The organism is Marinobacter sp. DY40_1A1 (assembly GCF_016597815.1).
Taxonomy (GTDB): Bacteria; Pseudomonadota; Gammaproteobacteria; order Pseudomonadales; family Oleiphilaceae; genus Marinobacter; species Marinobacter xiaoshiensis.
The window spans coordinates 1,097,721-1,117,149 of record NZ_VCHA01000001.1 but is presented as its reverse complement, the minus strand read 5'-3'; the positions used below and the strand labels follow the sequence as shown (position 1 = coordinate 1,117,149).

The 19,429-nt window shown below is 47.0% G+C and carries 16 protein-coding genes and 1 riboswitch; of the genes, 13 read left to right on the top strand and 3 right to left on the bottom strand.

Annotated features, from left to right (window positions below; genetic code table 11):
- Positions 1-25: 25 nt before the first annotated feature.
- Positions 26-108: riboswitch (cyclic di-GMP riboswitch) on the top strand.
- A 40-nt stretch (positions 109-148) separates the two neighbouring features.
- From FFI61_RS05140 to FFI61_RS05110, 7 genes are all read left to right on the top strand, one after another.
- Entirely contained in the window at positions 149-913 is a 765-nt protein-coding gene (locus FFI61_RS05140) for a DUF4114 domain-containing protein (protein WP_200369478.1), read from the top strand.
- Between the two features lie 119 nt (positions 914-1,032).
- Positions 1,033-2,469 (top strand): exosortase/archaeosortase family protein, encoded by a 1,437-nt coding sequence (locus tag FFI61_RS05135; RefSeq protein WP_200369477.1) that lies wholly within the window; start codon positions 1,033-1,035, stop codon positions 2,467-2,469.
- On the top strand, positions 2,466-3,914 hold the full coding sequence (locus tag FFI61_RS05130; protein ID WP_200369476.1) for a lipopolysaccharide biosynthesis protein: 1,449 nt from the start codon (positions 2,466-2,468) through the stop codon (positions 3,912-3,914). Before FFI61_RS05135 ends, FFI61_RS05130 begins: the two co-directional genes overlap by 4 nt.
- Positions 3,915-4,013: 99 nt before the next feature.
- On the top strand, positions 4,014-6,599 hold the full coding sequence (locus FFI61_RS05125; RefSeq protein ID WP_200369475.1) for a hypothetical protein: 2,586 nt from the start codon (positions 4,014-4,016) through the stop codon (positions 6,597-6,599).
- Between the two features lie 113 nt (positions 6,600-6,712).
- Positions 6,713-7,219, top strand: coding sequence for an acyltransferase (locus tag FFI61_RS05120; RefSeq protein ID WP_227714600.1), 507 nt, complete (start codon positions 6,713-6,715; stop codon positions 7,217-7,219).
- Positions 7,200-8,564: a phenylacetate--CoA ligase family protein gene (locus tag FFI61_RS05115; protein WP_200369473.1), complete on the top strand. Its 1,365-nt coding sequence runs from the start codon at positions 7,200-7,202 to the stop codon at positions 8,562-8,564. Before FFI61_RS05120 ends, FFI61_RS05115 begins: the two co-directional genes overlap by 20 nt.
- Positions 8,565-8,638: 74 nt before the next feature.
- Positions 8,639-9,643, top strand: coding sequence for a glycosyltransferase (locus FFI61_RS05110; protein ID WP_200369472.1), 1,005 nt, complete (start codon positions 8,639-8,641; stop codon positions 9,641-9,643).
- A 281-nt stretch (positions 9,644-9,924) separates the two neighbouring features.
- On the opposite strand, the gene FFI61_RS05105 is transcribed toward FFI61_RS05110, so the two are convergent.
- A complete protein-coding gene (locus tag FFI61_RS05105; RefSeq protein ID WP_200369471.1) occupies positions 9,925-11,082 on the bottom strand; it encodes a hypothetical protein in 1,158 nt (385 codons plus the stop codon).
- Between the two features lie 703 nt (positions 11,083-11,785).
- On the opposite strand from FFI61_RS05105, the gene FFI61_RS05100 reads away from it, so the two are divergent.
- From FFI61_RS05100 to FFI61_RS05075, 6 genes are all read left to right on the top strand, one after another.
- The gene (locus FFI61_RS05100) at positions 11,786-12,097 is read left to right on the top strand and encodes a hypothetical protein (protein ID WP_200369470.1); all 312 of its coding nucleotides are present in this window, start codon (positions 11,786-11,788) and stop codon (positions 12,095-12,097) included.
- A 4-nt stretch (positions 12,098-12,101) separates the two neighbouring features.
- Positions 12,102-13,364, top strand: a complete 1,263-nt coding sequence (gene ltrA, locus FFI61_RS05095; protein ID WP_200369469.1) for a group II intron reverse transcriptase/maturase — start codon at positions 12,102-12,104, stop codon at positions 13,362-13,364.
- An 88-nt stretch (positions 13,365-13,452) separates the two neighbouring features.
- A complete protein-coding gene (locus FFI61_RS05090; protein WP_200369468.1) occupies positions 13,453-14,046 on the top strand; it encodes a transposase in 594 nt (197 codons plus the stop codon).
- Positions 14,047-14,171: 125 nt separating this feature from the next.
- On the top strand, positions 14,172-15,131 hold the full coding sequence (locus FFI61_RS05085) for an IS5 family transposase (RefSeq protein ID WP_200369467.1): 960 nt from the start codon (positions 14,172-14,174) through the stop codon (positions 15,129-15,131).
- 272 nt (positions 15,132-15,403) lie between these two features.
- Entirely contained in the window at positions 15,404-15,871 is a 468-nt protein-coding gene (locus FFI61_RS05080; protein ID WP_200369466.1) for a hypothetical protein, read from the top strand.
- A 7-nt stretch (positions 15,872-15,878) separates the two neighbouring features.
- Positions 15,879-16,817, top strand: coding sequence for an aminoglycoside phosphotransferase family protein (locus FFI61_RS05075; RefSeq protein WP_200369465.1), 939 nt, complete (start codon positions 15,879-15,881; stop codon positions 16,815-16,817).
- A gap of 74 nt (positions 16,818-16,891) precedes the next feature.
- On the opposite strand, the gene FFI61_RS05070 is transcribed toward FFI61_RS05075, so the two are convergent.
- Together FFI61_RS05070 and FFI61_RS05065 are read right to left on the bottom strand one after the other, a co-directional pair.
- The gene (locus tag FFI61_RS05070) at positions 16,892-17,884 is read right to left on the bottom strand and encodes a hypothetical protein (RefSeq protein WP_200369464.1); all 993 of its coding nucleotides are present in this window, start codon (positions 17,882-17,884) and stop codon (positions 16,892-16,894) included.
- A 95-nt stretch (positions 17,885-17,979) separates the two neighbouring features.
- Positions 17,980-19,428: an oligosaccharide flippase family protein gene (locus tag FFI61_RS05065; RefSeq protein ID WP_200369463.1), complete on the bottom strand. Its 1,449-nt coding sequence runs from the start codon at positions 19,426-19,428 to the stop codon at positions 17,980-17,982.
- Between the last annotated feature and the right edge of the window lies 1 nt (position 19,429).

Below are 19,429 nucleotides of genomic sequence, written 5' to 3'. Positions count from 1 at the left end.
GTATTACCCATAGGATCGGGTACTACCGGTCGTATGCCAAACCACCTGTGAGGGTGGGACGGAAAGCCAAGGATCTCTAAAGCAATAAGAGACAGCCTGGTTGCAAGCAAACTATATGGAATTAGAGCTAGACAACCGGAGAAATATTATGAAACTCAAACTCTTAGCAGCTGCCATTGCCGCTTCAGCACTGTCAGTCTCAGCACAAGCCAATATATTCGTTACCAACGACGGCCTTGACGGCGTAGGTACAGGTATTCAGAACGTTCTTGACACTGTAACTGTTGGTGGCCCTTCATCAGTTAACGTGAACACTGATCAACTTGATGATGGTTTAGACAGCTACTGGAACATCACAGGCACTGGCGGCAGTGTTAGCACATTTGTAATGGAGATTGCCGGCAACGCTGGAACGAATACGTTCGGTGTTTACGACCGGAATAACTCCAGCAACTACATAGAAATCTTTTCTGGCTCCGACAGCAATGCAATTAACAGCCAACTGACGCTGTCGATGCTGCTTGACGGTACTGTTCGGTTAAATGGTGTGGCGGTAGGCAACTTCAGCTCGTCCGACTTTGGATTTTATCTCGGATCAGAGAACAACCCCAATAATGCACCTACGTTTTACTCAGACAGCAGCCTTAACACTAATGGCAGCGATCAGATGGTGGCATTCCAAGGTACAGACACCGATACCGTTCAGCTAGCAGGTTTTCAGGCTGGATTGTGGACCAATAAAGAGTTCGTACTGGCATGGGAAGATACTCTCTATGCCAACTCCGACAAGGACTTTAACGACTTGGTAGTTATGGTAGAGTCAGTTCTGCCAGTACCAGAGCCCGGCACCCTGGCCCTCCTCGGCCTTGGCCTTGCAGGACTTGGTGCAGCTCGCCGTCGTCAGAAAGCCTGATTTCGGTTGAGTAATGAAAAGCCAGCTTCGGCTGGCTTTTTTTTTGTTTTGAATTTGAGTTTTATGTAACTGCTATACACAGTATCCTGTCGATTGGTTAGTAGTGCGGCGGAGAAACGATGTTAAGGAAGACATTAGACAACCTACCTCTTTCCAGGCCTTACCTGGTCGTTACCGCTATTGCGGTGCTTGTTTTTTATCCGACCTGGATCCGGCTCGCACAAGCATGGCTGGAATTCGAGCAAGTTCTCGCCCATGGTTTGGCTACTGCCCTGATTTTTATCGGGCTACTACTAGTCCACCCGCCCAAAAGCGCAACCAACCACACACAGATCAAGCCCTATCATCTTATAGGGGCCATTCTGCTGGTTGTAACAACACTAGCGTGGGCACTGCTCGAACTCGTTCGCATCGACACCCTTGCCTACCTGATGCTCCCAGCTGGCGTAATAGCAGCTGCCTGGGCACTGCTTGGGCTCGCACGAACCCTTAGCTTCCTCCCCTACGTTTTGCTTTTGTCGCTATCACTGCCTGTATGGGCAGACATGGTTCCCGCACTGGTAGACCTCGCCAGCATAGTAGTAGGAACTTGGGTTAGCTGGTTTGGGATGACAGCCCTTATTGAAGGCAACAGCATCACCCTACCCTACGGCCGCCTCCTCATTGCCGATGGCTGTTCCGGCATACGGTATTTTGCAATTTCCATATTGCTGGCAATGATGACCTCCATTCTTAACGATTATCGCTGGCGCGACTGGCTCATCACCCTGCTGATAGCCATGACACTCGCCCTGATCGCGAACTGGGTACGCATTACGATTCTAGTGGTGGTTGCCTACGAAACCGACATGCAAAGCGACATGCTTACCGACCATGAAACCATGGGCTGGGTTGTGTACGGATTATTCGTTTTGCCGGCACTGTACTTCTCACCCGTCCGTAAAAGAAATTCAGAATCGGCTGAGACCCATACAAAGCTCGGCTTTCAAAAGACTGGCATCGCCGCCGTCATTATCGCCATAGTATTCGGCCCCATCGCCCTAACCATCATTCAGCCTTCAAATAAAGCAGTTTCCCCCTGGATCCTTGAACTAGCCAGCACCACACCGGCAAGTGCTGACAACATGCCAATACCGCTCACACTGCCAAGCACGCTTACCCAGCAGGTGTGGAATTTCGATGGAGCTTGGATATCCCTCGCCCAAAGCCAGAAAACCACCGCTGAAGAAAAGCTTGTGCCCTACTTGCGGCCACCATTCGACCACTCACTCTGGCAGATTCAGGAAACCTACGGCCCAGGGCTAGTGCGCGTTCGGAATATCCTCAACAGGAAGCAAGTTATTGTTGGGCAGTGGTATCAGGTTGGTTCATATCGAGCTTGGACATACAGCGAGGCAAAGCTATTACAGGTTTTAGCAATGCTGAAAGGAGAACAGCGATTTGCCCTTGTGACGCTACAGACTGAATGCGGACAAACAGAGTGTGACAGAGCGATTGCAAAACTGGATCACCAAATGCCGCTTATCAATAGTCGCCTGACACCCAGCAAGCAATGACAACCAGCTTGAGAGTGCTTAAAAGCGCGGGCCTGTTGCTAGGCATGCAGCTCGTACAGCGCGGCCTAGGCATTATCAGCACCCTGATTCTCGCCCGCCTGCTGCTACCCGAACACTTCGGTGTTGTTGCCCTCGTTATCATTGCACTGCAGTTCTTTGAGCTGCTGGTTGAGATCGGGAACCAGCAGTACATCATTCAAAAAACCGACGTCACCGAAGCAGACCTCAACACCGCATGGAGCATGGACATAGTTATCAAGTCCGGCATGTTCGTGTTGATCCTGCTTCTCGCACCCTCTCTGGCCGACTTCTTTGAAACCCCGGAACTCACAACGGCATTAGCCGTTGCAGCAGTCACGCTACCACTCAGAGCCCTGAAAAGCCCTGACATGATGCTTCTAGCGCGGGAAATAAACTACCGTCCAATCTTTAAGCTCACACTTTGGCAAAAAGGACTTTCGTTTATCGTTGTGATCGGCTGGGCTTTCACCAGCCCAAGCCACTGGGCGATCATAGCTGGCACCGTTGTATCCGGACTAATCTTCACCATAGGGTCGTATCGCGTTCACGACTTCCGCCCCCGCTGGACTCTCATTCACTTTCGCCAGCAGTGGCAGTTTTCCCAATGGTTGCTTCTGCGCGGAATTGTTGGTTTCACAAGATCCCAAATAGATAACCTAATGATTTCACGTCTGTTTGGCACAGCCCAACTAGGAGGGTACAACTTGGTGCGCGAGGTAAGCCTACTGCCAGCGCTGTCAGCCATAATCCCTATGAGCGAACCTTTGCTCGCTGCCATTTCAGAAAGCAAAGCGGACAAGCAGGCACTTGCCTACCGTATACGGTTAAGCCTTGCACTGATGATAACCGTGCTCACCCCAATCACCGCCTTTATAATGCTGTACCCTGAACTCATCATTCGAGTTCTGCTGGGGCCAGACTGGTCGGAATTTGCTCCTTTGCTGGAACCCTTCGGATTATTTTTCTTCACCTTCTGTCTTTTTGCGCTGATCAGCGATGCCATCATCGCCCAAGGGCGAGTAAAACTGCTCTTTTGGTTTGATGTGGCCTCAACTGCCATTATTGTCGCTGTTCTCTGGCTAACTGCCACAGGTGGCCTGGAAATCATGGCATGGGCTCGGGGTTGGCTCGCAGTCGCAACCACTATTGCACTGCTACTGATTCTGGAACAGCAAACCGGGTTCTCGTCCGCTAAACTTTTGTTCCTGTGCATTCCCACTCTTGCAGGAACATCGCTAGCGATTTTGGCAGTTCAATCGATAGGCCTTTCCGGCAGTCATTTCCTGGTGCAGTTTTTAGCGCTAGGCACCCTGCATGTCACAATCGCGGCACTCGTTACAGGTATTACCGGACTGGTTTTACTCAGAGGAACCGAAGAGTGGGGCCAACTCCGCTATCTTCTGAATCAGGCCCGCGGTAAATAAGTGGAAACAAGTTCCTGCACCAGTAAAATGGGGCTTTATGTTACTTCGCGGGCAGATTATTCTAGGCATCAAACAGGGAGTTAAGCAGTAGACAAGCTTATGGAAAAAGTAGCCATTCAAATAAGGGAACCAAACGGTACAGCTCGTATTAAAGAGCCCGTTGGCCTAGGCATCCCTGTGCCTAAAGGCACCGTGAGAAATGCACAGCAACTCGCACTGATGGATGGTGATAAGCCTCTTACTGTGCAGCTACAGCCCCTTGCACACTGGCCGGACGGCAGCATACGCTGGGTCCATGCCAGCACTTTGGTAGATTTGGCTCCAAACGACCAGAAGGACTTGGTGCTCGCCAACCTGAAAACACCCTCCCCCAGCACAACTAAAGCAGCGGCCAGCCAAACAGCAGGTGGCCTTCAGATTACTACAGCAACCGGCTGCGTTATTCTGAAACCGGACAGCTTGGCTTGGCAGGTTCGTAACCCAAACAATGAAGTCGTGCCCTCTGCGGTCATCCTCAGTGACGACGCAGGAGCGCCCTGCACAGCAAAAGCGGAGTCCAACTGGGAAATCACCCACAAAGGCCCCGTTTTTGTAGCAGCGACCTTGAAGGGCCAGTGGATAAAGCAAACCAACGAACCACTTGCAAGATTCGAATGCGAACTGCGTATTTTTCTGGAAACCGGGTTGGTGCAAGTTGAGCTGGTAACACACAACCCCAAGCGTGCACGGCACCCGGGCGGTTTGTGGGATTTGGGGGATCCAGGCTCCGTGCACTTCCGGGAACTCGCTGTAGAAACAACAATTCCAGGCTCCAGTACCGCCAAGGTCACACCGCAGGCAACCGATGAAAGCCCAAGCGTTTTAAATCTAGCTGACTTCAACCTTTACCAGGATTCTAGCGGCGGCGAAAACTGGCAAAGCCGAAATCACGTAGACGCGAACGGCGAAGTCACTGCCCAATTTTGTGGTTACCGTCTCACCAACGCAGGCAAACTCGAACACGAAGGTAAACGCGCCAATCCACTAGTGAGCATTCAGCACGATTCTGGACAGCTAGAGCTTGCAGTACCGCACTTCTGGCAGAGCTTCCCAACAAGCCTGCGAAAAGAAGGGAACAAAGTAACCGTGGGACTCTTCCCGAAAGAATCCAAGAAGGTCTACGAGCTACAAGGCGGCGAAAGGAAGACACTGCGCTGTCTCATGAGCTACCAGGGAGGCACCAGTCTATCTGCAATGGCCTACACACCTCTGGCACCAATAATCGCCCCAGAGTGCTACGAGCGAGCTGAAGCTTTCCCCTGGTTCAAGGCCAATACACAGCCCGGCCCATTAGACCATCTTATTGCCGAAGGCCTTGAAGGGGAATCTAACTTCTTCGCTAAAAGAGAAGTGATCGATGAGTTCGGATGGCGCAATTTTGGGGATATCTTTGCAGACCATGAAACGCTCTACCAAGCCAAGGGTGAAGAGCCTTTTATCTCCCATTACAACAATCAGTACGATGCCATATACGGCTTCGCACGACAGTTCGCGCTAACCGGCGACAGGCGCTGGTTCGAGCTGATGGATGATCTGGCCAGCCATGTTGCAGACATAGACATCTATCATACTGAGGAAGACCGAGCGGAATACAACAACGGCCTGTTCTGGCATACCGATCATTATCTTGATGCCCATACGGCTACCCACCGAACCTTTTCGAAACACAATGACACAAGCTCAACACCGGGCCAAACCGGTGGCGGCCCCGCTGCGGAACACTGCTACACTACCGGCCTGCTCTATCATTACTTACTAACGGGCGCAGCCTCTTCAAAAGAAGCTGCTTTGAAGCTGGCTGGATGGATGGTAGCCAGCCATGAAGGCACCGGTGGCATTCTTGAAGCCCTGCTAACCATAAAGAACCAGGACTTGCCCAAACTTAAAGCCTTGGTAAAGGGGCAATCACCCACCAGGCACCGCTACCCCTTCACACGTGGCACTGGCAATTACCTGACAGCCCTTATAGATGCATCAATTCTGGAGCCCAATAAAAGCTGGCTTTCAAAAGCAGACACGGTGATCCGTGCAACCATTCACCCAAAAGACAATATTGTTGATCGCAATTTGTTGAATGTGGAAACTGGCTGGTCTTATCTCATTCTGCTTTCGGCCATTGTTCGCTACCTTTACGTAAAGCGCACAAACGATGAGCTGGACGATTCCTACCAGCATGCGGCCGATTGTTTTATGGCCTACGCTGAATGGATGCGCAATCATGAGTCACTGTTTCTGGTTGACCCAGAGCAACTGGAATTCCCCAACCACACATGGGTAGCGCAAGATATCCGCAAGGCGATGCTTATGTTCCAGGCCGCAGAATTTGCTACAGAAGACCAGGCAAAAGCCTTTCAAAACACCGGAGAGAACTGGCTTACAGAAACCTGCGAAACCCTTAAACACAGCGACGAGTGCGAATATTCAAGAATTCTTGTTATTCTCATGCAAAATTACGGGCCCCATATCAACGCCCCATCAATACACCATTCAACACTCCAACAGCTCAACGACACTTTCAACAAAAGCACTCAATTGAACTGGGCCAGTCTGATGAGCAGAATTCTGATGCGTTTGGGCAGAGGCATCATCACATTCAGCCCTGGGCGCGAAAAGGCCTGGCTTGACGCGAGGCTAAACCGGCAATGAGCTTCCGTCATTTGATAAAGCGAACCATCAAAACGGGATTCCTTGTACTGGTATTCCCGATTTACGTTCTGTATTTATTGTTTCGGCTGGCTGGCAACACGGACGCAGTATTTATGTCATTTTCCCAGGCAATCAGCCTAATCCCTGGGAAAACTGGCATCTACATACGTGCAGCCTTTTACCGCCTTGTTTGTACAGACACTTCGGATGAGATTTCTGTGGGCTTTCTTACGATATTTTCTCATGCTGATACGACGATTGAGAAAGGGGTTTATATTGGGCCGCAGTGTAATATTGGGAAATGCACCATCTGCGCCGACACCTTATTAGGAAGTGCCGTCCATATATTAAGCGGAAAAAACCAACACAATTTCGATGACATAACCACATCTATTCAAAAGCAGGGTGGTAAATTTGAGAAAATCAGAATTGGAAGAGACTGTTGGATAGGTAACAACGCCACAGTGCTTGCAGATGTATCAGACCAATGTGTAATTGCGGCTGGCAGTGTCAGTGCAAAAAGTATTCCAAATAAAGGTGATATAGTCGCAGGTAATCCGGCACGAGTTATCAAGAACCGATTGGCAGGGAGCGTTGATAATGAAAAGCTATTCACCTGAGCAAATTTATCTCAAGAGCCCTACCTGGGTTCAAAACGTATTGGTGAGTATATACGGTTATCTGGAGCACCAACGACGCTATACCGGTGAACACGAAGCACTTAAGCTTCAGTTAAAAAATAATGAGTATAAACGCACTGAAGAGCTTGAGCTAATAAAAAAAAGAAAGCTTGACCAAATAATTAGCACCGCTATCAATAAGGTTCCCTATTATCAGAAGCTTAATATCCAAAAACTGGAACTAAGTGAATTTCCGCTCTTGGATCGCCAGACAGTAGCAGATAATACCGAAGACTTTGTAAACCGATCTTACAAAGAAAGTGAGCTGATCGCCCTATACACCGGAGGAAGCACAGGAAATCCGCTAAAAGTTTATGTGTCTAAGGCGATTCGCCAGCGGAGCTATGCATTCTGGTCAGCATTTTACGCACGAATGGGGTTTGAGATTGGCGACAAAAAGGCTTCGTTCGTTGGCAGAAAGCTCCAAAGGCCTGATGATGATACACCGCCATTTTGGCGGTATAACCTGAAAGACAGGCAGCTACTATTTTCTTCCTACCATATGAGTGAACAGAACCTCCCTCACTACCTGGAAAAACTTAATAAATTCAAACCTCGTGTGATTGAAGGCTACCCTCTATCGATCTATCGATTAGCAGAATACATATTGCGAAATAACTCAAAGCTGGAGTTCAAACCAACTGGCATAAGCACAAGCTCTGAGAATTTCACCAATGCACAGCGATGCACCATGGAAACTGCGTTCCAATGTAAGGTATTCGATCAGTACGGCTCCGCAGAATCTGTCGTATTTGCTTCAGAATGCGTGCATGGCAAGATGCATATTGAACCAGAGTATGGAATCGTTGAGATTCTTACTTCAGAGGGATCGATTCATTCAGAAGGTACTGGGGAACTAGTTGTAACCACTCTTCTAAACGATGCTATGCCCCTGATTAGGTACAGAATAGGTGATCTGGGCCAGTTAGCCTACGAAGATTGTGACTGTGGTAGAAACACGGCGATTTTAAAAAACTTGGATGGAAAGGTGGGGGCCGTTATTGTAAATGGTGACAAACGTGTGCCAACCGCAGCTATTGCTATAGCCTTTGAATATCTGGAAGGTATTAAAAATGCACAAATTATTCAAAACCAGCCATCAAGCGCAATTGTAAAGCTGGTAAAAAAATCTGATTTTAATCCAGAAACTGAAGACTATATGCTCTGGCAGTTAAGAGGAATGCTCGGCGAGGGGCTCGAGATCTCGGTAGAATACGTAAATGAAATACCACCAGAAAAAAACGGGAAATATAGGATGGTTGTTCAAAACCACTTTATATATTAGCTAGACCTTAGAACTTTGAATATTTTTGATTTAATACGAAGTAAATTCACATAATTAAAATGAGTCCCAACACAATGGAAACTTTAGGTAGCCGAATATGGATAAGCTGGGAAAATCACCGGAGATCTCGAGAGCTAGCAGACGCATTCAATGCAGAGCTAATTATCCATACTAACAAGCATCGCAGATGGTTGCGCTATCCAACTTTATCTTTTAAAACCGCCCGTCTAGTTCTAACTAGAAAACCAAAACTGATTTTCTGCCAGAACCCATCAATAGTTCTAACAACTCTCCTTGTTATTTTAAAAAAAATTACCGGCTTTAAATTAGTGGTAGATCGACATTCAAACTTTAAACTGAACACCACAGAGTCTAAACATTTAAAATGGAAAATATTTCATTTGTTAAGCAATTTTACTATTAAAAACTCCGACTTAACTATTGTTACAAATGAATTCTTAAAAAAATTATGTGAAAGTGTCGGGAGCCAAGCAGTTATATTACAGGACAAGCTTCCTGTAATGAATTATATGAAAAATCGAAACACGCAGTTTAATTTCGACGACAAAGTTCATAAAATCATGGTGGTGGCGACATTTGATGACGATGAACCTATAGATGAAATAGTAGAAGCAGGTATCAACCTCTCTTCACTTTATCGGATTTATATTACGGGAAACTACCTTAAAAAACTCAGCGAGGTGGATCGAGATCAACTTAAAAAACAAGGTGTGATCTTAACAGGATATATAGCTGAATCAGAATATCAATCTCTTATGCATTGTTCAGATGCTATTGTAGTTTTAACGAAGGAAGAATTTATACTTAATTGTGGAGCCTATGAGGCTTTGGCACTAAAAAAGCCCTTTGTTGTATCCAATACAGAAACACTTCGTCAGTACTTTAGGAAGGGTTGCATTTACACAGAGATATCTTCAACTTCTATAAAAGATAGCATTGAAGAAGTCATTAGAAGGAAAGCTGAACTCACCGAAGAAATAGAGACTTTCATCCCTGAATTAATTAAGGATTGGAATAATAGATTCAAAGAAATTCAGGAAATTGTTAATTTTCTATAAGGCAACGACGAATCAAAGCAGCCATCCAAAAAATGTCTCGATAGATACCTCACGGACTTCGAGGGTATTTTTACTGTGCAAACCTTGATCTATCAGAAAGATAGTGTATCGAGCCTGTAAGGTAAGACGGAACGCAGTATAATAGACCCAGAATAGGCCCAGAATAGGCCCAATAACCCATTCTGGGCTTGAAAAACTATTTTTTTCTCAATTATATTGCCTAATGGCTAGAAGACGAGTTAATCCGAGCTCAACAATAGAGGTCTGTAAAAACAAGAGATTCATTTTACATCAAGCCCGATGGGTGGATTGGGAGCAACAGCGGTAGTATTTAAATAATGAGGAACATCATCCCTTATGATGAGATCATCGATCGCATACCACTCCTCATGTTGAGCTTCATTTGGGTATATTTGAAAAAAATCATTACCACCAATTGCCACAAGGTTCCACTGCGCATTTTCAGTTTCTGTGACTGATGGTCGAATCCAAGGGATTGTGGTCGATATGAAGACCTGCTCGTCATTCAACCACTGCTGGAAAACGCCGTCTTTAAGCCCAGGTGCAGAGTTCATTTTCACAAATATCCCTATTTTGGTCCAAGAATCACCAGGGCCGAAAACTTGATCGTGCTTTACTATGGAGGGCGAATTCAAATCGATGAGCCCCCCATTTAACCTGTCCGACACTTTGGGATCTGAACCGCCGGGACCCATTCCTTTTAAATGACCCGAGAAATTTAAATTAAGATCACCCGTATTTATTAGTGGTGCGGGCAGGCCCGGAATTTCGCCGTCCCTATAATTATAATTGTCCCCATGAGGGCCGCCTCTCCAGCTAATTGTATTACGCACACCGTATTTATTTAAGCTGTAGTCCCATAATGCTATTGGCCCAATATCTCCATCAGGAAAGGCTTGAAACTCACTACCATTCCCTCGCCAACTAGAAATTCGAAATAGCTTAGACGCCGCTGACGGCACCCCATCTACATTTGTTCTTGTCCAGTTAGGTCCAAAGCGTATCCAAAACTCGACATATAACTGTGAATACCCTTCAGGTAAATACTTAAGCATGATTGATTCTGAAGTCCAACGCTTCCACCCTGGGTTATAAGAATCCCTCCAACTCACCATACACTTACCAGTACCGTCTCGGCATTTTTTTGAATTTGATGCCAAAACCTCGATACTCTCGTGCTTATAAGGATGTCCCTTAGAGGGTGCCCAAGTAGGATCTTGCCTTATAGCGCTCCAGCCATGCGGTATAATGTGCGTTACAGCACGTTGTTCTGTGTCCGTACTATGCATCGCACTCGTCCAATCTGGCTGATCATCGAAATTCTCTTCAAAAACCACCTCTGAGTGTAGTACTGGAGATGCCAGTATTAAACCTAACGTTAAAAGCCTCGGAACGAAGTGCTTTTTCAATACGAACATAGCTATTTCCTTTAACAAGCTTTCAGCCGAACTCTTGATTGGAGTTATCTCATCCAATTCTTGCCCGATTCCGAAAACTCAACAAACGATGTAGTATTGGGCACAGAAAAATCAGACGCCGCCGTGCCCAGCGAATATACCACCAATGCTAACAGAGAACTCACAGGCAAGCATATTGTAAAATAGCGTCAAATTGCGGAAAACTATTTCATTGAGATGGTGAACCACGCGATTTGGTAACATTTTGTTAAAGGATCACCTCCAAGGAGAAGTGGTCTCGATTGGACACTCCGATGCATCCCGGATGTGAGCTCGCTGTTACTGGCGTAAGGATACCTTTTCAAAACATATGGTCTCTTAATGCTTGGGGTTCATAAGTCTGACGTGGTTCAATGAATCCAGAGACCGGCACAGATTGTAATAGTGCCATTGTGTAATCTATCTGTCAGAGTAGTTGTGTGTGCCACAGCAATCGATGCGCACAGTATAAGACAGGAGTCATATGTGTAGCATGAGAAGCTGTTGAAATGATGGAGGAACCGACCCTCCGGAGTCTGCCTGCAGGGGCTGGCTTCAAACCATCCTGAGCGGCATTGGCTGAAGACCGTTGTCGTAAGCGTCAGGAGAAAAGGCTCACCCATGGGGTGTGTCAGGTAGGAATCGAGAAGGCGAGCACAAGCAAATCATCGTTCAGGTGTCGAAATTGAAAACTGACATCAAAACCGGGGGCCACAACTATCCCCGGGATAAATCCATCGGAAACCTGCTTACTGGATGGGTGGTGTCCGGCATAGAGATGGCGCGAGCTCGGTTCAGGCGTTTCAACGGAACTGTGGGAACTCGAATCCATGATGCCAAGGGAGAGCATCAAGTGAAGAAAAGCAAGATGCAGAGTACCGATGCATGGTTCGAGGACGGATTGGTTCGTAGTAGCGATGATGGGCCTGTAATGGGCTCGGAGCGAAGGAGCCGAGTTGCTTCGGCTGATTCCATGGCCAACTTTATTTTAGGATGAGCCTGTGAACTCAGCAAAACCGTTTGATATTTCCAAGCGCCTGGTATGGGAAGCGTATCAGCGCGTTAAATCGAATCGAGGTGCGGCCGGTGTAGATGGCCAGACGATTCAGGACTTTGATCGAGACTTGAGCAAGAACCTCTATCTAATTTGGAATCGAATGTCGTCCGGCAGCTATTTCCCACCGGCCGTCAAAGCAGTTCCAATTCCGAAGAAAAGTGGAGGGGAAAGATTGCTCGGGGTACCCACAGTTAGCGATCGTATAGCGCAAACTGTGGTTACGATGACGCTGGAACCTATCCTGGAACCTGTCTTTCATGTGGACTCGTACGGGTATCGGCGCGGGAAGTCCGCGCATGATGCGCTTGCGATCACGCGAAAGCGGTGCTGGGAAAGGGACTGGGTGCTGGAGTATGACATCCGTGGCTTGTTTGATCATATTGATCATGAGCTATTGCTCAAGGCTCTTGACCACCATTGTTCTGAACCCTGGGTGCTGCTGTATGTGAAGCGCTGGCTAACGGCACCGATGCAGACGAAAGATGGTAAGCAGGAAGGACGGAACGTTGGCACACCACAAGGTGGCCCGTTATCGCCAGTTCTAGCGAACCTGTTTCTGCATTATGCATTGGATCGTTGGCTGACGGTTCATCATCCGGATATCCCATTCTGCCGATATGCAGATGACGGAATACTGCATTGTCGAAGTGAGCGTGAGGCTCAGTATCTGCATTCGCAGTTAGATATGCGGCTAAGACAATGCGGTCTCGAAATGCATCCCGATAAAACGAAAGTTGTGTACTGCAAGGATAGTCGGCGACAAGGAAATCATGAAAACATTAAGTTCGATTTTCTTGGATATACGTTCAGGCCGAGGCGCATCGTCAACCGGAGCGGGAGAAGCTCGCTTGGTTTCACGCCAGCAGTAAGTCGTCAATCGATGACGTCTATGAGGCAGGCGGTAAGGCGATGGCACCTGAATCTTCGAAGCGAGTTATCCATAGACCAGATCGCCAAAGCCTTGGCTCCACGAGTCCGGGGTTGGATCCGGTATTATTGTCGCTTTAGAGGGTCTGAATTTCAGCCGGTAGCAGATCACATCGATCGAGCCATCATTCGATGGGCGATGCGGAAATACAAGCGCTTGCGCGGCAAGAAGATGAGAGCAGTCTCATGGCTTGATCGTATAAAGCGCAAACACCCGAATTTATTTGTCCACTGGAGTGGACGTGGTGCGTTTGCGGTTGAAGCAATGGGAGCCCGGTGAGCTGAGAGGTTCACGCCGGGTTCTGAAAGCAGCTGAGGGGGCAGTTCCCTCGGCTGACTCACCCGCCTGAATATTTCAGAGGACAACCATGCCCCATTATTCACCGGAAGGTAAGGAAGCCATTCTCCAGAAGATGGCCCCACCTCACAGTCTGACTGTTGCCGAGTTGGCCAGCCAGGAAGGCATCAGTACCGCGACTTTGTACAATTGGCGTAAAGCCGCCAGAGGACGAGGTGCCGTTTTACCATCGAATTCAGCTCATCCCGACAAGTGGACTGGCGAAGAAAAATTCCGCATTGTTCTGGAAACCGCCCCAATGACGGAAGCGGAACTCAGTGAATATTGCCGTAGGCACGGCCTTTACCCGGAACAAATCGAAGCTTGGAAAGCCGCCTGCATGGGCGCCAACGCCCAGCCTGATGAACAGGCCAAGCAGCATCGGCAAGCGGCCAAGGCTGAGAAAAAACGAGTCAAAAAACTCGAAGCCGAGCTGCGGCGGAAGGTAAAGGCTTTGGCAGAAACAGCAGAATTGCTGACGCTGTCCAAAAAAAGCCGAGGCGATCTGGTGCCCCAAAGACAAGGACGAATGCCCGGCCCCCCGCACGTCTCGATAGGGCACTTTGATGCATTTATGAATGTGATACAATGGTTCAATAATTCCAAACACCAACGTAGTTGGTAGTACTGCCATCATATTACTGAAGTTATCTATTCTCTTGCGCCAGCGTGGCTTTAGGGAGACTCTGAATAAGTCTCAAAATCAGCGATAATACGGCCATCGTCAACCGCACAGGATTCGTTGCCACCATGGATCAGATCACCTTCTCCGAAGCCGAGTACCAGAACAAGAAGCGCAAAACTCGTCGCGAGATCTTTCTGGAACGGATGGACACGTTGATTCCCTGGAAGCAGCTGGAGAAGAAGGTAGCCCGATATTACCCGCAGGGCCAGACTGGCCGGCCACCCTATCCGTTGCCCACCATGCTGCGAGTCCACTGCATGCAGTTGTTTTATAACCTCAGCGACCCGGCCATGGAAGACGCCCTGTACGAGATAGAATCCATGCGCCACTTCGCTGGCCTGAAGCTGGACCGCTTGCCGGACGAAACCACCATTCTCAAGTTCCGTCACTTCTTGGAGCGCCATGGCCTTGGCAAGGTGTTGTTCAAAGAGGTGAACAAGCACCTGGAGAAAAATGGTTTGATGCTGCGTGAAGGCAGCATTGTGGATGCCACGATCATTTCTGCCCCAAGCTCCACCAAGAATGAGAGCGGCCAGCGCGACCGAGTCGTCGGACCGCCGGAAATGCACCAGACCAGGAAAGGAAAACAATATTACTTTGGCATGAAGATGCACATCGGCGTCGATGACACGCTCGGCCTGATCCACAGCATCGATACCACAGCAGCCAACGTCCACGACATCGTGCCCGCTGGCAACCTTCTCCACGGCGACGAGCAGCGCGTGTTCGGTGATGCCGGTTATCTTGGCATTCAAAAGCGGGATGAGCATAGAGATCGCCAAAATGTATCCTGGTTCATTGCCAAACGCCCCGGCAGTCGGAAGAAACTGGACGCCCGTAAACTGAAAGCCGAGAAGCTCAAAGCCAGCGCCCGGGCCAAAGTCGAACATCCGTTCCGGTACATTAAAGAGGTCTTTGGCTACAACAAAGTCCGCTATCGCGGCTTGGCCAAAAACAGTAACCGATTGCACTTGCTGGCTGCGTTCAGCAACCTGCTGATGGGTGAAAAATACCTGCTGGCGTAGGGCCAGTGCGCCTGTTTTCCGCCAAAACGGCGGGAAATGGGCAAAAAACAAACAAACAGAGGGGCTGATTGTGCCTAATTTGCCTTTGAATGGCTTTTTTTCGAGTTGAAAAGCGATTCTGCGAGAAATCAGGCGTTAATCAGACCTTCCTTAGATTTTCTATAACTCGGCCGCTGGAACTGGGGTACAGTGAATAAATCTCTAGAATCAGCGAGACAGCAACAGTTTGTATATTCTACCCCTTTTCAAAACCTCACTAATTCGAGTTTTCTATGCCTGACTTTACTGCCAAGGAAGAGCAGTTTTCCCAGCTTGAGGATGTATTACAAAGCCCTGTTGTAATGCTACAACTCGCTGACTCTGAGTCAACTATTCTCAAGGCCCGACAACTCCTTAAAACTTCCGAGCGCTGCTGCATCATTGCTAATACCAGCACCAGCAACCAGAAATTAAAAACCATCAAAACGCTTTACCACAGCATGGCGGCGCTCAAAAAGATACAACAGGAGTTTTCTCACGAAGATCCCCTGACGAATGCAAACCTTGTTGGTATTTATCCCTCACTGGATTACCCAGCATGCGTTTATGAGCTTCACACCAGCGCAGATCTGTATGTTTCAGCCAACATTTTGCCGTACGATCAGTCTAACTTGGCAAGAATGATCAGATATGTCGTTGCGAAGCTTCTCGGAGCCAATCCAGCAATTGGCGGCTTAGGCCTCATTTTGAGCAGGGAATAAAATAGCCATGTATTTCATTAAACAGCTGCTGTCCACCGCTGCCTTGCTGGATGACCATGTGGATAAATACTCAATTGCGTGCGTAAGCACCAGTCGGCCAATTTATCTGGTCTTCAATAAAAATTCTGACTACCCAGCCTACGTAGTTCGTAAACTTGACGACGCCCATGCTTTCCACTCCAACCATATTCACAACGAACTCTATAGCCTAGTGGGCAACCTAGTTCCCGAGCCAGTGGGGATTTATGAACATGCCAGGGAAAAGTATGATGTGCAACGCGGAGTCAAAGGTGCCCCCTGGTTTCAAGTAAAATCAAAAATCCGTTCTGAGGAAGAAAGGAAACGCATCGAAACGAGAATATGGCAAACACTAACGAACTTTCACGCGGCGATTAGGGCGAAAGAGAAGATCGAGAACAAAACCAACAAGCTCAAGCCTCATGAAGAACTACGTAAAGCCTTTTTGGAATATCAGAGCACGGGCGAGACGGGGAATACCGAACTCGAAAAGCTCGTCGAACTTGCGATTAATGATCTCTCACAAACTCCCGATTGCTCATCGATACCTCAACATGGCGATTTTTGTCTGAACAATCTGATTATCGACACTGATCACATCACTGTGATTGATTTCGAGGATTTTGCCATTACGGCAATGCCAATGTACGACCACTTTACCCTGGCTCTCTCGCTTCCCTCATGCGGACCATCGCCTTTTAGTGCTGCTCAAGTTATCACAAACAGAAATCTGGTCGACAATGCGCAGCTTATTGATATTCCAGAGAACACTATAAAATGGCATTTCCTTCACCACCTTCTGCTGAGACTAGGTCCATGGAGTACAGGGGTAAAAAGAAAGTCTTATCGCATATGGCTTATACAGGTACTAGAAAGCTTTCTCTTCAATCAAAAATATGAGAAAAATGACTTGACCAACGAGCTTTAGAAGCGCGTCAATATCTACGGCCAACCCAGAAAAAAATTCAGGCTTTGGTGTTCGCAATTGGATTTAAAGATCGCTTATCGAAACACTTCCTTAGCGATCTTTCCGTATAGCCCACCTCTGTGCTTACAAATAAAATGGATATATTTTGCCTTATTCAAGTCGGGCATCAAATTATTTTTCTGATAATACGGAGTAATTAAAGGATAAACATCAAATGAAAGTGGCTCAGATGGAATTAATGAGTATACAGCCCTCCAAAAGCACTCATCACCAAGAATTGGATAATCTTTCTCTGAAATCAACTTTCTCACAACATCCATCAAGAATTCAGAACCGACATCTTCCTTGTTGTACCCATACAACCCGCCATTAAAGCTATTAACAGGTGTTCCGTTTGGGAAAATGCTGCTGAAATTTTTGGGATCTACCTTCAGGTTTGGAAATTGTGGAATAGAGTAAAATGCAGTGCTTTTCTCAGGCTCTATCCAATCAATTAGTTCATCCGGCCGCTTAACAAATAAGGTATCAGAATCCATAACAATTACTTTTTTTGCATCTGATAGAATATGAAAGTCAAAAACCTTTAATGCCCAAGCTCTGCGCTGCTTCTCATATCCTGGAGGCAGCTCAAATCTTCCAGCAACCTTTTGCCTTAATTGGAAGACATCAATGCTTGATTTTATTATATCCTCTGCGCCTTGATAGCTGATGAACCTTGATGAAGGGATTGCGGATTGTAGTAAATCAGACATACTCTCATCTAAAGACTCATCACCGTGAAATACTACTGATATATCGGGGAAAAACTTTAAAAAAGATTTACAGGCAGCTATCGCCATATATAAATCTCTTTCACAGGTTAGCATATGTAATTCGGCATCTGCGTTCTTAGCACACGCTATAGGTGGTCCGTCAGAAATTTCACGTAAGATTTTTTGTAGCCGATTAGCGTATAAAAGTTTTTGGTAACGATGCTCGATAGATATCGGAAGCCGTCTTTCAACCAAAAACACACGATACATTTTTTGAAAAATGTTTTCGTGTTTATCAACATTAATGTTCGACATACCTTACCTCACTCGGATATTAAGAAAACAATTTAGCTTAATAATTATTAACCTCACCTAAAGTTTCTCATATATCTTGGGTTAACATTATATCATCATTGCTTTTTAAAAAGATGATCAGGGAACACCTTTATAAGCTCAGCCCGTAACGGGTGCCTGAAAACAAACAAAGAAATAAACCATGCAAGAGGTAATAAAATAATTATCTGAAGGAATGAATAAAATGGCGCTACTTCCTCAAAGGGCCAAGCATGCGCAATTCCCTGAACAGCAGCCCAACAGCATACAGTCACCATCAAACTAGGAACCAGACAAAGAAAGTGTTTAAAAAATTTAATATTTATTCGAGCTTTTACAAACTGTGCGGAAACAACCAGATCAGTAGCACCACCTACTACAAAACCATAGGCAGCTCCCTGCATTCCCTCCTTGTAGTAGCCTAAAATAATTGCTGCTAAAAACACAATAAAAACGATAAGCTCTTTAGCAAACATTGAGCTTTCATAGCCAAGTGTAATAAGCGCCTGTGGTGCAAGAATGTGCGGAGCCCTCAGCATCGCCCATACCGCTACTACTGACGCAATCGGTGCCGCAGCGTCCCACTGATCGCCAAACATCAGCCTTATCGCTGGGAGGCTGGCAACACTCCCAACGGCGAGTACAGGCCATAGAACACCGGTAATAAGCTGTGAAGCATTAAGATACGCCTTCACAACATCGTCACCGCGATTATTGATGTCCGCCAAATAAGGCGCCGCCACAGGATGTATACCAGACATAATCGTTTCCGTCACAAAAACCATCAGCCCAAGTCCTCGCGAAAACATTCCGACCTCTGCTGGAGTTCCCATTTTCCCCAAAACCATATCCGGGGCTGTTTGCTGGGCTTTTCGAATCACATGCCCTAACGATGTATACACACCCACTTTGGCAATAACTCTCATGTTATTGAACTTTGGTCGATAGACACTCACATTACGACTAGCGTATAGAAACAAGACAGCTTGAATAAACACTGCCACCAAGTTACCAATCGCCAAAGAGTAAAAGCTAAATCCAAATGAAATCAATATTACCGTTATGGCAAACTGTGAAATCGATGCAGCGATATATACATTGGAAATTAAACCGAACTTATATTTTCGGCTTAAAATAGCGTGGGGAATACTTATATAGGGTGCTATAAAAAAACTCACAGAAAGCAACATAAAAAGTCCGCCCAACTCATCTATTTCGAAAAAATCTGACAGAGGGAAGGCTGCAACAACAATCGAAATACCCATAAAACATGAAACGAGCAGGGTAAGCCCATAAGATGACCGGATCTTATCGTTAGTTAGCTCCTTCTCCCTAACAAGATAAGCGTTTGCTCCCAGCACCCTGAACTCTGCCATTATCATAACTAGAGAACTGGCAACGGCAAAAACGCCAATCTCAGAGGGCGTCAATAGACGAGCAATAACCATCGAACTAACGAGCCCGATAAACATCAGGAGATACCGCCCAAGAGACGACAAAATCACAGCACGCCTGATATTAGACATT

Excerpts from the sequence above, each read along its gene's own strand:
- FFI61_RS05140 (WP_200369478.1), top strand. The coding sequence starts at position 149 with ATGAAACTCAAACTCTTAGCAGCTGCCATTGCCGCTTCAGCACTGTCA.
- FFI61_RS05135 (WP_200369477.1), top strand. The coding sequence starts at position 1,033 with ATGTTAAGGAAGACATTAGACAACCTACCTCTTTCCAGGCCTTACCTG.
- FFI61_RS05130 (WP_200369476.1), top strand. The coding sequence starts at position 2,466 with ATGACAACCAGCTTGAGAGTGCTTAAAAGCGCGGGCCTGTTGCTAGGC.
- FFI61_RS05125 (WP_200369475.1), top strand. The coding sequence starts at position 4,014 with ATGGAAAAAGTAGCCATTCAAATAAGGGAACCAAACGGTACAGCTCGT.
- FFI61_RS05120 (WP_227714600.1), top strand. The coding sequence starts at position 6,713 with ATGTCATTTTCCCAGGCAATCAGCCTAATCCCTGGGAAAACTGGCATC.
- FFI61_RS05115 (WP_200369473.1), top strand. The coding sequence starts at position 7,200 with ATGAAAAGCTATTCACCTGAGCAAATTTATCTCAAGAGCCCTACCTGG.
- FFI61_RS05110 (WP_200369472.1), top strand. The coding sequence starts at position 8,639 with ATGGAAACTTTAGGTAGCCGAATATGGATAAGCTGGGAAAATCACCGG.
- FFI61_RS05105 (WP_200369471.1), bottom strand. The coding sequence starts at position 11,082 with ATGTTCGTATTGAAAAAGCACTTCGTTCCGAGGCTTTTAACGTTAGGT.
- FFI61_RS05090 (WP_200369468.1), top strand. The coding sequence starts at position 13,453 with ATGCCCCATTATTCACCGGAAGGTAAGGAAGCCATTCTCCAGAAGATG.
- FFI61_RS05085 (WP_200369467.1), top strand. The coding sequence starts at position 14,172 with ATGGATCAGATCACCTTCTCCGAAGCCGAGTACCAGAACAAGAAGCGC.
- FFI61_RS05080 (WP_200369466.1), top strand. The coding sequence starts at position 15,404 with ATGCCTGACTTTACTGCCAAGGAAGAGCAGTTTTCCCAGCTTGAGGAT.
- FFI61_RS05075 (WP_200369465.1), top strand. The coding sequence starts at position 15,879 with ATGTATTTCATTAAACAGCTGCTGTCCACCGCTGCCTTGCTGGATGAC.
- FFI61_RS05070 (WP_200369464.1), bottom strand. The coding sequence starts at position 17,884 with ATGTCGAACATTAATGTTGATAAACACGAAAACATTTTTCAAAAAATG.
- FFI61_RS05065 (WP_200369463.1), bottom strand. The coding sequence starts at position 19,428 with ATGTCTAATATCAGGCGTGCTGTGATTTTGTCGTCTCTTGGGCGGTAT.